The following is a 15,302-nucleotide window of genomic DNA, read 5'->3' on the forward strand; positions in this document are numbered from 1 at the left end:
GATCAGTGCGTCTGCTGCGCCGTCGACGACCGTGCGGTCGCGATATTGCGCAGCACGCTGGTCGCGTGGTCGTCGAAGCGTTCCCGCGGGACGGCGATGGTGCCATCCAGCCACGGGCGATACATGTATGCCATCGCCCCGAAGATGGCGTTCGAGTTGAGGCTGTTCTCGAACTCGTCCGGCATGGATTGCGCTCCGTCTGCCAGTGCGATCGTCAATGCGATCGGGGCGGTGAACAGTTCGATGAGTTCGTTGCCCCGGTCGCCGAGCACCCGCGTGGCCTGCGATTCCACGAACATGATCTGACCGCGCCGACGATCCTCCAGCAAATAATCGGTGAACGCCGAAATGGCGTGCCGGAATAGCTGCTGGGGTTCGATCGGCGCGGTGGCCAGCGCCGCGAGCAGCCGTTCCTGCGCACCGAGGACGACCGTCTCCAGCGCCGCGGTCAGCAATTTGTCGAGACTCGGAAAGCTCTCATAGAAGTACCGCTCGGTTAGTCCGGCCTGTCGGCAAACCCCGCGCATGGAGATATCGGACGCTCCGATCGTGGCCATCAGCTCAACGGCGGCCTCGATGAGCTGTTCGCGGCGCGCGGCGATCCGGTCGGCCGGAGGCGTGCCGCGCCAGCGGCGCATACCCGGTATCGATCCATCGGAGGCGTCGTTCATAGCTCGATCCTCCCATAGCCGGGAAGTTGACATCATGTGATGTTGACAGCATTTGATGTCGGCAATACATTGACGATCTACGGACCAGACGTGAGGACCATCAGATGGGCACTACGTACGCCGATCAGGCTCATGCGATCAATGCGCGGGACGTCAGCTTCGACTTCGACTCGGTGCCGATGCACTACATCCCGGGTGAAGTCATGGCCACCCACATCATCAATGTCATGCATCTGGTGCTACCCGAAGGGGAGCGGGCCATGGCGCAGGCCCTGGCCGAGGCGCTGCCGCTGATCGATGATGAGCGTCTGCGGGAAGAGGTCCGCGGCTTCATCGGTCAGGAGACCATGCACGCCGGTTCACACGAAAAGGCCCGTCACCAACTGGAGCGGCTCGGTCTCGAGGTCGCTCCGATGGTGGATCGCGTCGCCTGGTTGATCGACCGGGTGCTCGGCGACCACGGGCTCTCCGGCCGGGCGAAGCATGAATGGCTGTGTGAGCGCCTTGCCCTGTTCGCTGGTATGGAGCACTACACCGCCGTCATCGGCGAGTGGCTGCTGACCAATGACAAACTTGCGGCGAAGGGAATGCATCCGGCGATGCTGGATCTCATCCGCTGGCACGGTGCCGAGGAGGTCGAACATCGCAGCGTGGTCTACGACGCGTACATGTATCTCGACGGCGGCTACGCCCGCAAGGCCCGCCAGGCACTGATCGCGAGCTCGGGACTGCTCGCGCTGTTCCTGATTTCGGGCGCCTATCTGTTCCATCGGGACCCGTCGCCGAATAAGGGCAGATGGTGGCCGCTGCAGATGGCAAGTGCGTCACTGCGCGGCGTGGTGCCGAGTTTCACCACCTTCTTCACCGAGATTCCGCGCTACCTGCGGCCGGGATTCCATCCCTCGCAACTCGGTCCGATGGACAACGCACTGCGCTACCTGGCGCAGTCACCGGCAGCACGGGCGAGCGCATGACCGCCGTGGAGCAGTTCCGGCCGGGGGCCGGGCTGCGGATGATCGCGTCGGCGGTGGACACCTATAAGCGCGTCTTCACGGAAGGCAAAGCGGTGCATCTGCTTTCGCGTCCACAGCCGGTGCGCCACACTGGCTTCGATTTCGAACTGGCGGTCATGGGGATCGAGGCCGAGGCCGACGAGGTCGTCAGCCTGACGCTGTGTGATCCCGATGGCGCGGATCTGCCCGCCTGGACGCCGGGTGCCCATATCGATGTGCACCTGCCCTCGGGTCGGCAGCGACAGTACTCGCTGAACAGCGATCCCGATGATCGCAGCTGCTACCGAATCGCGGTGCGGTACATGGCCGATGGCGACGGTGGCTCCCGGGAGATCCACGAGGGTCTGCGGGTCGGTGACCGGCTGCGGGCGCGCGGGCCGCGCAATGCCTTCCCGCTCATCGCCGCGCCGCAATATCTGTTCGTGGCCGGTGGCATCGGGATCACGCCGATCCTGCCGATGGTCACCGCGGCCGAGCGGGCCGGAACACCCTGGCGGCTCATGTATTTCGGGCGTACGCGGGCGCGGATGCCGTTTCTGTACGAGCTGGCCCGCTTCACCGGCGGTGATGTGGTGGTGCGGCCGGACGACGAGTTCGGGGCCCCGGATCCGCGCATGATCTTCGAGCAGACGCCGACCGGCGCCGCGGTGTACGTCTGTGGGCCACCGGCTCTGGCGGAGGCCGCGCGCAAGGTGCTGCTGCTGCACGATCCGACCGCTTCGCTGCATACCGAGCGGTTCTCGGCGCTGCCGGTGTGCAATGGTGCCCCGTTCCGTATTCGATTGCGCCGCAGTGGGACCGAGGTGGATGTCGCCGCCGACGAGTCCGCGCTGACCGCGATTCGGCGCGCGGTGCCCGGCGTCGCGTATTCCTGCCAGCAGGGCTTCTGCGGGACGTGTCGGGCGAGTGTGCTCTCCGGCGACGTCGAGCACCGGGACCGGGCGCTGCTGCCCGGTGAGCGGGAACACGCGATGCTGACCTGCGTATCGCGTTCTCGCGGTGGCGAACTCGAATTGGATATGTAGGGGTCTACTCCGCCGGGAAGATGCCGGGCAGTGTCATGGCGTATTCGAGGTCGGCGCGGGTGCCGAGCGTGGTCAGCAGCACGCGGATCATGGTAAGCCGTGCGGCGGCAACGGTTTCCGCGTCCGGCTCGGCACCCGGTGCGGTGCCCGCGGAGATGCGATAGACGACGTACTCGCAAACATGCAGCGCCGCATCGAGATCGAGCGGCGAGGGTACCGTGCGGCCGAGTTCGGTGAACGTTTCGCGCACCAGCGCGCGGATATCGTCGAGTGCCCGTTCGCGATAGGCGGATACCGGTGAGGCCGGGTCGTGTAGTTCGGCGAAGAGCGGTCGCAGCATCGCGCCGTGCCCGTGGGCCCAGTCGAGGTAGGCGTCGATGAGTCGGATACCGAGTTCGACGGGTTCGTCGGGGCCGGTCAGTGCCGTGCGGATGTTGTTGACGAGCCCGTCGTTCGAGGCATCCAGCACGACGTGCAGCGGCTCGGTGGCATTGCCGAAATAGCGGTAGAAGGTCGGCCTGGCCAGTCCGGCCTGTTCGATGATCTGGGCGACGCTGAGCCCGCGCGAGCCGCCCCGGGTGAATACCGCGGCGGTCGCGAGCACGATCCGGGCGCGGACCTCCTCGGCCTGCTCCTGGGTCTGCGGCGGTCGACCGCGCCGGGCCGCGCCAGTGGTCTGGGATGTGTCAGCGGACATGGTGATGCCTCACAACTCGAAGCCTGACCTGTCTGTGTTCCACACCCGACAGCTTGACACGAGGTGTGGCCCGATGATTAATCTAACACCAGTGTTCAGGAAATGGTCGCGCCGTGCGACCGCCGCTCCTGCCGCGTCCACCAGACCCATGAGAGGGCCGACCATGACGACCGCCCGCCAACTGGCCGAACCGACCGCCTTGCCCGCGGCCCTGGTGCAACCCCTGCTCGATCGGGCGATCGCGGGCGGCGCACCCTCGGTCGAGGTGTTCGCGCCCGCCACCGGACACAAGATCGCGGATCTGCCGCAGTCCTCGACCGGCGATATCGATACCGCCTTCGCCACCGCGCGCACCGCGCAGCGGGAATGGGCCCGGCGCTCGGTGCGCGAGCGGGTCGCGGTACTGCGCAGATTCCACGACATCGTGCTCGCCGAACAGAACACGATTCTCGATATCGTGCAGACCGAGACCGGTAAGTCGCGGCCGCATGCCTTCGACGAGGTTGGGGATGTGGCGGTCAATGCCAGGTACTACGCCTCGGTCGCGGAGAAATTGCTGGCAACCCGCAAGCCGCGGGGTGTGCTGCCGGTACTGACCCAGGTCGATGTGCGGCATCGGCCCAAGGGGGTGGTCGCGGTGATCTCGCCGTGGAACTATCCGCTCGCCCTGGCCGCCTCCGATGCGCTGCCCGCCTTGGCGGCCGGAAATGCCGTGGTCGCGCGGCCGGACAATCAGACGGCGCTGACCGCGCTGTGGGCGATCGACGCTGCCGAGCGGGCCGGACTGCCGCGCGGACTGTGGCAGGCGGTGCTCGGTCGCGGATCGGTGATCGGCGGCGAGGTGATCGCGCGGGCCGACTATGTCGACTACACCGGGTCCAGCGCGACCGGCCGGACCATCGCGCAGCAGGCCGGGGAGCGGCTGATCGGCTATTCGCTCGAACTCGGCGGCAAGAATCCGCTGCTGGTGCTCGCCGATGCGGATGTGTCCAGGGCGGCCAAGATCGCGATCCGGGCCTGCTTCGCCTCGGCCGGGCAGCTGTGTGAGTCGATGGAGCGAATCTATGTGCACGACACGGTCTATGACCGGTTCGTCAGCGAATTCGTAGAACATGTGCGGGCGATCGAATTGGGCGGCGGGCTCGATTTCGCCAGTGATATGGGGTCTTTGACATTCCAGCGCCAATTGGACACGGTCCGTGCGCATGTCGACGATGCGGTGGCCAAGGGGGCAAAGGTGTTGGCGGGCGGTAAGGCTCGCCCCGATCTCGGGCCGTACTTCTACGAGCCGACCGTGCTGGCCGGGGTGCGGCCCGGGATGACGGTGTACCGCGAGGAGACCTTCGGGCCGGTGGTCTCGATCTATCGCGTCGGCAGCGACGATGAGGCGGTCGAGCAGGCCAATGACACCGCGTATGGACTCAATGCGAGCGTCTGGACCAAGGATGTCGCGCGCGGCCGCAAGGTGGCCGCGCGCATCAATGCGGGTTCGGTGAATGTGAACGAGGGCTTCATCGCGGCCTGGGGCAGTGCGGACGCGCCCTCGGGCGGGCTCGGAATTTCGGGCACCGGTCGTCGGCACGGTCCCGAGGGCTTGTTGAAGTACATCGACACCCAGACGATCGCCGTGCAGCGGGTACTGTCCATCGCGCCGCTGCCCGGAATGTCCGAGGAACTGTGGGCGAAAACGATGACGCTGTACTTCGGGGTCATGAAGGCGCTTCGCCAGAAGTAATTGCGCCAGCAACTTTTTCAAGATGGATCAGGATTGGGACGAATGAAGCTGGACACGGTAGCGGATAAGAAGGTGCTGGTCACAGGTGCCGCGATGGGCCTGGGCAAGCTGTTCGCCGAACGCGCGGTGCGTGAGGGCGCCGCCGCGGTGGTGCTGTGGGATATCAACGAATCTGCGCTCGAAGAGACCGTGGCCGAGTTGTCCGGACGCGGTACGGCCGTTCACCACTACGTGGTCGACGTCGCCTCGCAGGACTCCATAGCCGAGGCCGCTGCAGCGGTCCGTGGTGCGGTCGGCGATATCGATATCCTGGTCAACAATGCGGGCATCGTGCGCGGCAACAGCTACTTCTGGGAGACGACCGACCGTGCCGATATCGATAAGACGGTCGCGATCAATTCCCTTGCGCCGATGTACATTACGCTCGAATTCCTGCCCGCGATGGTGCGCGGCACCGGCCAGGCGCGGGTGATGACCATCGCGTCCTCGGCGGGGCTGGTCGCCAATCCGCGCATGAGCGTGTACGCGGCGTCGAAGTGGGCGGCGCTGGGATGGTCGGATTCGGTGCGCATCGAGTTGGAGCAGGCGGGCCACGACCACGTGAAGGTCACCACGGTGTGTCCGACCTACATCAATACCGGAATGTTCAACGGCGCAAAGGGTTTCCTGTTCACGCCGATCCTGGAGCAGGATGATGTCGTCGATACCTCATGGCAAGAAATGAAGGCGGGCAATCCGCTCGTTATCCTGCCGTGGACGTCGCGGCTGAATAAGGCGATCTCGGGCCTGCTGCCGATCAAGTTGCGCGATCTGTTCCTGAATTCGGTTGGTGTGTACCACTCGATGGACGAATTCACCGGCCGCAAGAAGTAGAGCGCGGTACTGACCCGAACGGGCTTCACGCGTTTCGAGGGGACCTGGCACTAGTTGTCGCGGGTCAGGACGTTGTTGACGGTGGCCGGGGCGAAGGTGTCGCGGTAGCGGTTGGGATTGACTCCGGTTACTGAACGGAATTGCTTTCGGAAGTTGGCCGGGTCGCTGAGTCCGACGGATGCGGCGATGGCTGCGACCGGGAGGTCGGTGGTTTGTAGGAGCGTGGCGGCGCGCATCATGCGTTGCTCTTGAACCCATGCCGCCGGTGTCGTGCCGAGATGTGCCTCAAATCGACGGTGAAGGGTCCGTGGGGAGACGCCAGATCGTTTCGCTAGTGCCCGCAGGCTCAGATCGTCGGCGAGGTGGTCTGCGCACCAGCCCAGTAGTTCTCCCATCGACTCGGGTGTGTGGCGTCGCCGGGATTCGATCGCGTATTGCCGCTGCCCGCCGACACGGTGCGGAGGTAGCACCATATGGCGGGCGATGGTGTCGGCGAGGCGGGTTCCGCAGTGCCGACGGACGATATGAAGTGCGAGGTCGGCGGCGGCACCGGCGCCGCCGCTGGTCGCCACGTCGCCGTGATCTACGAAGAGCACATCGGGTGTTACCTGGACGAATGGGTATCGGCGGGCCAGGTCTTCGGTCTGTGACCAGTGCGTTGTCGCGGTGCGTCCGTTGAGCAGGCCCGCAGCCGCCAGCACGTAGGTCCCTGAGCACAGGCCAGCGATGGTGGCGCCGTTGGCGTGTGCGCGTACCAACGCGTCCATGAGCGAGTTGGAAGGCAGCTCATCAGGTGTCGGCCATCCGGTGACGAACACCACCTCGGCTTCCGTTATCGCGTCCAAGCCGTGCTCGACCAGGATCTGGTAACCCGCCTTGGCCCATACCTGTCCTGGTTGTTCAGCGGCGACCCGGAAGTCGGCCCAGGGCGGCACCCCATCCCGCGCGACACCGAAAACATCAGCAACGCAAGCGAGTTCGAATGATGCGTGTGGTTCGACCACTACCGCGACGACACGAAGCACGTGGCATGATAACCACGGGGAGAGGCAAACCAGCCACTCACGATCGGCAACCTCGCCCGCCCACACTGAAGGCATGAACAACACACCAGACACCTGGACCGGCACCTGGATCAACGAGTACGGCTCCCGTCTTCACATCACCGACGACGGCGACGGCCGCATTGAAGGAACGTTTACGACCGCGCTCGGTGACAGTTCGTTCGCCGAAGCGACGGTGCCCATCATCGGCCTTAGCAAGGGAAACGCGCTTCATTTCGCGTTCGCTGCCACCCAGGACCCTGCTGCGATCGCGTCATTCACCGGGCTTCTTCGCGAGGACACACTTCACATGGCCTGGCACGTAGTTTCCGATAGGGCTGTCAAACGACCGCGGCCAGGCGCGGAACCTGCCGAGATCGAACTCCCCTGGGCGCACGCCGTGCTTGCCAACACGGACTCGTTCCACCGCCAAGAGTGATCCACGCCAACGCGCCACTGTCGGTCGAGGGCCGCCGTCACTTGGTCGAGCGCTGCAAGTCCCGACCGATCGCTCATGTGGCGGCAGAGATGAGGATCTCTCGGGCGTGTGAGTCGAAGTGGGTGAACCGGTGGAGCCGACGCGGTGACATCGGAGTATCCGCGCCGCGGACCATTTGTGCTCGAGCTGCATCGTCTCGATCTGCTGCACCACATCCGGCGGGGTGGTGGCGGGTTGGTGGTGTGGTGTGGAAGAGCCGTCGAGTTGTCTGGTGCGTGCACTACAACTACCCCCGACGCCCAGGGAGCCACCGGCGGACAGCCGCCCAGCCTCCACCGTGTCATCAGCGTCATGGCCTCATATAACTAGTCGGGTCGACTTGCCTATCGCGCGACCGGTTTGGTGCCGATGACGACAGTCGCATAGTGCTCGTCCGATTCGGCGATGCGGCCGGTGAAGCCGTATTCGGTGAGGGCGGTGATCGCGTGCGGGGCTTGGGCTTCGCTGGCTTCGACCAGCAAATGTCCGCCCGGGGCGAGCCAGGTGCGGGCGGCATCGATCACCCGGCGGAAGATATCCAGGCCGTCGGGACCGCCATCGAGGGCGGTACGTGGCTCGTAATCGCGCGCCTCCGGCGGCATTTGGGCGATCATTTCCGATGGCACGTACGGGGTGTTCGCGAGCAGGATGTCGATGTGTCCGCGCAGTTCGCGGGGGAGCGGGTCGAACAGGTCACCCTGGTAGACGGCCGCGCCGATCGGAGTGAGATTGCGGCGGGCGCATTCGACCGCGGCGGGTTCGATATCGGCGGCGGCCAGGTTTATCTGTCGGCCCTCGGTCGCGAGGATTTTGGCCATGGCGAGACCCAATGCACCTGAACCGCAGCACATATCGACCACGACGGGGTGCTCGGTGGGGAGCGTGCGGGCGAGTTCGGCAGCTTCGTCGACGAGGAAGGCGGTGCGTTGGCGCGGCACGAAAACACCCGGGGCGACCGCGACGCGCAAGCCGTGGAATTCGGTCCAGCCGAGCAGGTACTCCAGGGGTGTTCCGGAAACCCGTTGCGCGACCAGATCCGCCAGATCGGCGCCGGTCTCCGCCGCGGCGGCGGTGAGCAGCCGCGCCTCGTCCTCGGCGAATACACAGCCCGCCGCGCGTAGTTGCGCGACGATATCTCCGGTTTGCATCACCGGGACATCCTGCCGTGCGGGTATTCGACAGGGCTAGTCGTTTTCTGTTGGCAATCGGTCTGAGCTGCACTTTCGCGTCGAGTACTTGGGTCGATAGGGCAAGCTCGGACCGACTGTTCGCGTGGTGGGATCTCAGCGAGAGGTCGCGAGCTGGAATGTGCGCGTCGCGTCGAGATAGATGCCGCGCTGCGCCTGCCGGGCGGGCGGTGGCAACTGCGACACCAGCTGGTCGAGCGAGGTGGTCGCCCCGACCACGCGCGTGCCCGCGACAATGAAGTCGGCGACCGCGCGCCGGATGTGATTCGGCGAGGTGACCAGGACCGCGCTGTCCGCGCCGACATCACGCAGCATCTTGGTGCTGAACAGCGCGTTCTGCACCGTCGATCCGGCCCGGCTCTCGACATTGATCCGAGAGGTGGGCAAGCCCTTACTGATCAGCCAGGCCCGCATGGCCTCGGCCTCGGAGATCCCGTTCTGCGGGTTGCCGCCGGTGACGATGATGGGTGAGAACGGCGAGGCGACCGCCTGCAGCCAGGCCGCGGTCAGCCGGTTCACGAGCTCGGGACGGAGCGTGCCATCCGGGAGCAAGCCGTATCCCAGCACCACGATTCCGGTCTGCGGTCCGACGAGCGCGGGCAGCGGGTTCGGCAGGGTGCTGACGGCGGCGGTGATCGCGCCGAGCACATTCGTGGTGCCCTGGGCCATCTCCGGGTTGACGGCGGTGAGGCGTGCTATCGAATCGGCCATGGCGGGTAGGTCATTGGCGTAGTTCGACCAGATCGCCTGCAGCGCCAGGGCCTCGGCGTCGGTCGGGTCCGCGGTGATCAGCTCCCGGAGCTCGGCGCGTCCGGAGGCGTCGTCACCGTCGGTGAAGGCGCGCTGGGCGGAGTTGTAGAGGGCGTCGGTATTCGGCGCCGCGATGGCAGGTGCGCCGGTCAGTGCGGTGATGGTCGCGGCCGCGAACGCGGTCACGACCGATAGTTTCCAATGCCTCGAGATCTTCACGACAGTCGACACCTTTCCACGCGTGAAACGGGGCTTTCGGTAGGTCAGCTGACAGTTAGCTGTTGGCTAGCAGCCATCACGATACGGCTGGTACAGGCCATAGTCGGGTAATTGCCGGACGCAATCCGCGCGTCATTTCCCGACTTCGGGCAAATCGGGCGGCGCGGGGTGACCGCTCGAACCGACCGCGGGGTACAGCCGATAAGGTGTGACAACGTGGATACCGTTTCGCTGTCCGGCAAGGAACTCGCCGCCGCCATCAACGCCGACACCAAGGAGCGCGCCGCGGCGCTCACCGCGAGCGGAACCGCGCCGCGCCTGGCCCTGATCGTGGCCAATGACGATCCGGCCAGCGCCTGGTACGTGAACTCGCTGCGCAAGGCCGCCGAACGTCTCGGAATCGCCTGCGACACCATCGATCTCGGTGCCGACGCGAGGATCCAGCAGATCCGTGACGAACTGACCGCTCGCAGCGCGGACACCGGCATCGACGCGATCATGCTGCAGACCCCGCTGCCCGCCGGTGTCACCCTCGACGATGTCAGCTCGGCCATCGCCGCCACCAAGGATGTCGACGGCGTCAGCCCGCTGTCCCTCGGCCTGCTCGCCTCCAACCTGGACGGCTTCGTCCCCGCCACCTCCGAGGCCGTCATCGAACTACTGAAGCATCACGAAATCCCGCTCGCCGGTCAGCATGTCGCCGTGGTCGGCCGCTCCAACATTGTCGGCAAGCCACTGGCCCAACTGCTGCTCGCGGAAAACGCCACCGTCACCATCTGTCATTCCCGCACCACGGACCTCCCGGCCGTGACCTCTGCCGCCGACATCGTGGTAGCCGCCGCGGGCCGCATCGGCCTGGTCACTGGCAAACACATCCGCGAAGGCGCCACTGTCATTGATGTCGGCACCAACGAAGCAGCCGACGGAAAAATCGTCGGCGACGTCGACGCGGACTCCGTACGCGGCAAGGCCTCCGGTCTCAGCCCCGTTCCCGGTGGCGTGGGGCCGGTAACCACCGCTCTCCTGATGCGTCATGTAGTCGCCGCCGCCGAAAAGGCCCGCACGGCCTGATCGTTCGCCGCTCGCCCGGACGTGTCGTACCGGGTTCATGGCGGACGCGATCGTGGCGACTGCGGGTTGTCGAGTTTCCTTGCCGCAGTGAGATTTTGGCGAACTACCGCCAGGCGTTGGTGCGGATTCGGTAGTAGCGCAAGGCGAACCAGGTGAACAGAAGTACGGCGGTGCTGGAGTAGATCAGGTTGATGGCTACGCCGGTGGTGGGGGTGACGCCCAGGTCGTGTAGCTGACGGGATTTGATCGGGTCGATGCCGTGGATCAATTCCCAGATGGTCGCGGCGACCGCGATCGACTGACCGCCCAAAGCCACGGTCGTGATGGCGATGATCCATCGGTAGCCGCGCAGCACCAGCACCGCGACGCTGGCCAATGCGACGGCGACGATCAGGAAGCCGGCGGCGCGGGCTGGGCTGTGGTGGGTGAGCGAGGCCGCGCTGCCGAACGCGGCCAGCGCGACTCCGGCCAGCAGGAGCAGGGCGGTGGCGATTCGGAGCGGGCGGTGGAATGCGCTCAGCAGCACATTCTCATGCTATGACGCGGCGAGCCATGCGGGTGTCGCGCTGTATGCGGAGCAGGTGGACGGGCTCCGCATCGTCGCTGCCGACATGCTGGTCGGCCCGGACCCCTTGGTCTGAACCCATTATCTGTCAGCCGGGTTTGATGTTGGCGTTGCGGTGGAAGACATTGCCGGGGTCGTACTGAGTTTTGATGGCGGCCAGTCTGGCGTATTTGGTGGCGCCGTAGGACGTGTGGACCCGGTTCTCGTCGGCGTCGGACATGAAGTTGACATAGCCGCCGGAGTTGGCAGCCAAGGGGCGCAGTGCTTCCCAGATCGTTCGGGCCCAGGTTCGGTCGGTGGCGAGGGTTTCGGAGTCGAGGGCGGCGGCTTGGATATTGCACACATAGTGCGCGGTGCGGGCGCCGCCGAATGCGGTGTCGCTCTCGCCGACGCCGGTGAAGGCGCCATTGAGTGTGAAAATGGGCATGAACGATAGTGGTGATGCCTTGTTGCCGGCATGCTCGGTGATGACCGCGATTACCTCATCGGAGAAATCATCGAGGTCGAGGCTCTTCTCGTAGCCGTAGGCGCCCCAAGGCGCGGAGTCGTCGAGCAGGCTCTGCAATCCGACATAGGGAATAGGCGTAATGAATTCGAACAGCGGCGGTAGCGCGACGCGCAGCGGGGCCACCGCCTGAGTGTGCTCCTCGGCCGTATCGAAACCAGCGACAATGAGGAGATAGCCCGGCACCAAGTGGAATTGCTCCGGCACGAAAGGCGCTGGCGGCGCGGATAATCCGGCGCCGACGAATACTCCGGAGCGCAGTGGCAGCGTCGGGATGAACTCGCGGAACAGCCGTAGCGCGGCGCCCCCGTCCTCGAGCCCCCAGAAGAAAAAGCCGAGGTGCACTTCGGGTCCGACCGGATGCAGCCGAAACTCGAATTCGGTCACGACGCCGAAGTTGCCGCCACCACCACGCAGCGCCCAGAACAGGTCGGCGTGCTCAGTTTCGCAGGCCTGCACAATCCGGCCGTCCGCGAGTACGACCTGGGCCGACATCAGGTCGTCGATCGTCAGCCCGAACATGCGCGTCAGCCAGCCCATACCACCGCCGAGTGTGAGCCCGCCGACGCCGGTATCGCTGATCACCCCGCCGGTCACGGCCAGCCCGTGCACCTGAGTCGCGGCATCCATATCCGCCATGGTCGCGCCGCCGCCGACCCGGGCACGCGCACCTGCTGGATCCACCAGCACGCGATTCATCAACCCGAGATTGATCATCAGCCCGTCGTCGCCGACAGCGGTGCCGCTGTACGCGTGGCCACCGCCGCGAACCGATACCTCGAGCGCGTGGTCCCCGGCGAAAGCAAGTGCCGCGGCCACGTCTTCGGGGGACAGGCATTCGGCGATCACGGCCGGTCGCCTGTCGATATCGCCGTTCCAGACCGCGCGGGCCGTGTCATAGCCCGCATCGTCGGGAGCGAATACCGGCCCAGCCATCCTGGACCGCAATGCTCGGATATCGGAGCTCGCTGTTCGGGTCATCGCATATCTCCAGCTACCAGGCCCCGACTATTTGTGTACGGAGTTGGTCACGCGATCCGCGCATCGACTCCGCGGCAGCACCTGCACGTACCGGCCGTGCTGTCCAAGAGCGCGTCAAGGTCTAATGTGGCGCACATCACAGTCTATTGGTGTGGATCGCGCATCGGCGAGAAATGGCGGACGGTCACGCCCTCGTCGCGGCTGCATCGAGCGTCGAGAGCAGGTCGCGAAGGGTTTCGCGCTGCTCGGGTCGGAGGGTGGCGAAGACTTCCTCGGCGGCCTGCCGTCGGGCGGCGGCCATCTGCGAGATGGCGGCGCGACCGGAATCGGTCAGGGTCACCAGGGTGGAGCGACGGTTGGTGGGGTCGGGGGTGCGTGAGACCAGGTGCGTGGATTCGAGGGCGTCGACCACGGTGGTGGCGGAGCGGGGGACGATGCCGAGGTGATCGGCCAGTGCGGCCATGCGCAGCGGCTCGTCGTGGTGGCCGAGTATACGCAGCGCACGTGCCTGACCAGGGGTGATGCCAAGCGGTGCGAGGCGGGCGACCTGGTTGCGGCGGATGCGCTTGGCGGTGCGCAGGAACAGCTCGGGGAGGTCGGGATCAGGAGCGGTTTCCACGATGTTGAGCATAACTCATTGTTTCGGGAACAATTATGAGCCATGCTCAGTTTGATGACATAGCTTCGGAAGGAGGCGCCTGTGCAGCCCCCACATCAACTTCGCCGGATCGTCCGGCTTTTTCGTCCGTATCGAGCGCGCCTGGCGCTGGTCGCCGCGCTCGTCGGTTTGTCTTCCCTGGTCGCGCTGGCATCGCCGTTCATGCTGCGCGGCATCCTCGACGACGCCCTCCCGCACGGCCGCACCGGCCTGTTGACCGCACTCGCCGCGGGCATGGTCGCGGTCGCCGCCCTGACCGCCGTCTTCGGCGTACTGCAGACCTACATCTCCACCGCGGTCGGCCAAGAGGTCATGCACGATCTGCGCGCCGCGGTCTATGCGCAGTTGCAGCGAATGCCGTTGTCGTTCTTCACGACTACGCGCACCGGCGAGGTGCAGTCGCGGATCGCCAACGATATCGGCGGCATGCAGTCGACGGTCACCTCCACCGCGACCTCGCTGGTCTCCAACTTCACCACGGTGATCGCGTCGGTGATCGCGATGATCGCGTTGGACTGGCGGCTCACCGCGGTATCGCTGATCATGCTGCCGTTCTTCGTCTGGATCAGTCGGCGCGTCGGCGACGAGCGCAGGAAGATCACCGCGGAACGCCAGCAGAAGTTGGCGGGCATGTCGGCGATTGTTGAGGAATCGCTATCGGTGAGCGGCATTCTGCTCGGGCGCACGATGGGGCGCTCGCCCGCACTGGTCGACGATTTCGCGAAGGAATCGCGCGGGCTGGTCGACCTGGAGATCCGGTCCGGGATGGCGGGGCGGTGGCGGCAGTCGACGATTCAGATCGTCATGGCTGCCATGCCCGCGGTCGTCTACTGGGCAGCGGGATTGACGGTCGCGGCGGGACATCCGCTGGTATCGATCGGCACGCTGGTGGCGTTCACGACCTTGCAGACGAGTCTGCTGCGGCCGATGGTGCAGTTGCTGTACACCGGTGTGCAGGTGCAGAGTTCGATGGCGCTGTTCGGCAGGATCTTCGAATACCTGGATCTCGAGCCTGATTTCGAGGAGCCGATAAAGCCTGTACCGGTGCCGAATTCGGGAGTCAAGGGTGAGGTGCGCTTCGATCACGTCGGCTTCGGGTATGGCTCGGGCACCCGGGATGTGCTGCGGGACATCGATATCACCGTGCCCGCCGGGTCCAGTCTGGCCATTGTCGGCGCGACCGGATCGGGTAAGACCACACTCGGATACCTGGTGGCGCGGCTCTACGATGTGACATCGGGGTCGGTGCAGATCGACGGAATCGATGTGCGGGACTTGTCCTTTGCCGATCTCGCCGCCACCGTCGGTGTGGTGTCACAGGAGACCTACCTGTTCCACGCATCGGTCGCGGACAATCTGCGCTTCGCCAAACCCGATGCGACAGATGAGGAGCTATACGCCGCCGCGCGGGCCGCGCAGATCCACGATCACATCGCGAGCCTGCCAGATGGCTACGACACGCTGGTCGGTGAACGCGGATACCGCTTCTCCGGCGGTGAGCAGCAGCGCTTGGCGGTGGCGCGGGTGATCCTGCGCAACCCACCGATTCTGGTGCTCGACGAGGCCACCAGTGCGCTGGACAACCGGACCGAGCAGGAGGTGCAGGCGGCCATCGACGCACTGTCGGAAGGCCGTACCACCATCACCATCGCACACCGGCTCTCCACCATCCGCGACGCCGATCAGATCGTCGTCCTCGACCACGGCCACATCATCGAACGCGGAACCCACCGCGAACTCATGGACGCCGACGGCCGCTACGCCGCCCTCGCCTCCGGCGGCGACCTCCTGCGGGCCGCCTGACTCGGCCGGCATCCCTACTGAGGGGCAT

15 protein-coding genes and 1 pseudogene are annotated in these 15,302 nt (G+C 65.6%); 8 read left to right on the forward strand and 8 right to left on the reverse strand.

Going from position 1 to position 15,302, the window contains the following annotated elements:
• Positions 1-2: 2 nt before the first annotated feature.
• Positions 3-671: a TetR/AcrR family transcriptional regulator gene (locus ABZ293_RS09115; protein ID WP_355178814.1), complete on the reverse strand. Its 669-nt coding sequence runs from the start codon at positions 669-671 to the stop codon at positions 3-5.
• Between the two features lie 104 nt (positions 672-775).
• Here ABZ293_RS09115 and ABZ293_RS09120 point away from each other — a divergent pair, with 104 nt between their 5' ends.
• Together ABZ293_RS09120 and ABZ293_RS09125 are read left to right on the forward strand one after the other, a co-directional pair.
• Complete coding sequence (locus ABZ293_RS09120) at positions 776-1,645, forward strand: metal-dependent hydrolase (protein ID WP_354959302.1); 870 nt, start codon at positions 776-778, stop codon at positions 1,643-1,645.
• Positions 1,642-2,709 carry a PDR/VanB family oxidoreductase gene (locus ABZ293_RS09125; RefSeq protein WP_355178816.1) on the forward strand — a complete coding sequence of 356 codons (1,068 nt, stop codon included), beginning with the start codon at positions 1,642-1,644 and terminating at the stop codon, positions 2,707-2,709. Before ABZ293_RS09120 ends, ABZ293_RS09125 begins: the two co-directional genes overlap by 4 nt.
• A gap of 4 nt (positions 2,710-2,713) precedes the next feature.
• Here the strand turns inward: ABZ293_RS09125 and ABZ293_RS09130 are convergent, their stop codons facing one another.
• Positions 2,714-3,406 (reverse strand): TetR/AcrR family transcriptional regulator, encoded by a 693-nt coding sequence (locus tag ABZ293_RS09130; protein WP_355178818.1) that lies wholly within the window; start codon positions 3,404-3,406, stop codon positions 2,714-2,716.
• Positions 3,407-3,569: 163 nt separating this feature from the next.
• Between ABZ293_RS09130 and ABZ293_RS09135 the strand changes: the two genes are divergently transcribed.
• Positions 3,570-5,141 (forward strand): succinic semialdehyde dehydrogenase, encoded by a 1,572-nt coding sequence (locus tag ABZ293_RS09135; protein WP_355178820.1) that lies wholly within the window; start codon positions 3,570-3,572, stop codon positions 5,139-5,141.
• Positions 5,142-5,183: 42 nt separating this feature from the next.
• Entirely contained in the window at positions 5,184-6,014 is an 831-nt protein-coding gene (locus tag ABZ293_RS09140; protein ID WP_355178822.1) for an SDR family NAD(P)-dependent oxidoreductase, read from the forward strand.
• Between the two features lie 50 nt (positions 6,015-6,064).
• Here ABZ293_RS09140 and ABZ293_RS09145 read toward each other — a convergent pair whose 3' ends face one another.
• Positions 6,065-7,039, reverse strand: a complete 975-nt coding sequence (locus ABZ293_RS09145; protein ID WP_355178824.1) for a helix-turn-helix domain-containing protein — start codon at positions 7,037-7,039, stop codon at positions 6,065-6,067.
• Positions 7,040-7,112: 73 nt separating this feature from the next.
• On the opposite strand from ABZ293_RS09145, the gene ABZ293_RS09150 reads away from it, so the two are divergent.
• Positions 7,113-7,496, forward strand: a complete 384-nt coding sequence (locus ABZ293_RS09150) for an avidin/streptavidin family protein (RefSeq protein WP_355178826.1) — start codon at positions 7,113-7,115, stop codon at positions 7,494-7,496.
• Positions 7,493-7,654 (forward strand): annotated as a pseudogene (locus ABZ293_RS09155) (leucine zipper domain-containing protein); the annotation flags it as partial. The gene ABZ293_RS09150 and the pseudogene ABZ293_RS09155, both read left to right, overlap by 4 nt.
• A 225-nt stretch (positions 7,655-7,879) precedes the next feature.
• On the opposite strand, the gene ABZ293_RS09160 reads toward ABZ293_RS09155, so the two are convergent.
• Together ABZ293_RS09160 and ABZ293_RS09165 are read right to left on the reverse strand one after the other, a co-directional pair.
• A complete protein-coding gene (locus ABZ293_RS09160; RefSeq protein ID WP_355179117.1) occupies positions 7,880-8,683 on the reverse strand; it encodes a putative protein N(5)-glutamine methyltransferase in 804 nt (267 codons plus the stop codon).
• Positions 8,684-8,818: 135 nt separating this feature from the next.
• Entirely contained in the window at positions 8,819-9,658 is an 840-nt protein-coding gene (locus tag ABZ293_RS09165) for a YdcF family protein (protein WP_355178828.1), read from the reverse strand.
• Positions 9,659-9,907: 249 nt separating this feature from the next.
• Here ABZ293_RS09165 and ABZ293_RS09170 point away from each other — a divergent pair, with 249 nt between their 5' ends.
• Positions 9,908-10,762, forward strand: coding sequence for a bifunctional 5,10-methylenetetrahydrofolate dehydrogenase/5,10-methenyltetrahydrofolate cyclohydrolase (locus ABZ293_RS09170; protein WP_355178830.1), 855 nt, complete (start codon positions 9,908-9,910; stop codon positions 10,760-10,762).
• A gap of 103 nt (positions 10,763-10,865) precedes the next feature.
• On the opposite strand, the gene ABZ293_RS09175 is transcribed toward ABZ293_RS09170, so the two are convergent.
• From ABZ293_RS09175 to ABZ293_RS09185, 3 genes are all read right to left on the reverse strand, one after another.
• A complete protein-coding gene (locus ABZ293_RS09175; protein WP_355178832.1) occupies positions 10,866-11,288 on the reverse strand; it encodes a hypothetical protein in 423 nt (140 codons plus the stop codon).
• Between the two features lie 127 nt (positions 11,289-11,415).
• Entirely contained in the window at positions 11,416-12,813 is a 1,398-nt protein-coding gene (locus ABZ293_RS09180; protein WP_355178834.1) for an FAD-binding oxidoreductase, read from the reverse strand.
• 184 nt (positions 12,814-12,997) lie between these two features.
• Positions 12,998-13,432: a MarR family transcriptional regulator gene (locus tag ABZ293_RS09185; RefSeq protein WP_355178836.1), complete on the reverse strand. Its 435-nt coding sequence runs from the start codon at positions 13,430-13,432 to the stop codon at positions 12,998-13,000.
• Positions 13,433-13,513: 81 nt separating this feature from the next.
• Here ABZ293_RS09185 and ABZ293_RS09190 point away from each other — a divergent pair, with 81 nt between their 5' ends.
• Entirely contained in the window at positions 13,514-15,274 is a 1,761-nt protein-coding gene (locus ABZ293_RS09190) for an ABC transporter ATP-binding protein (RefSeq protein WP_355178838.1), read from the forward strand.
• Positions 15,275-15,302 lie beyond the last annotated feature (28 nt).

This window comes from Nocardia sp. NPDC005998 (assembly GCF_040614395.1).
In the GTDB taxonomy this organism is placed as follows: Bacteria; Actinomycetota; Actinomycetes; order Mycobacteriales; family Mycobacteriaceae; genus Nocardia.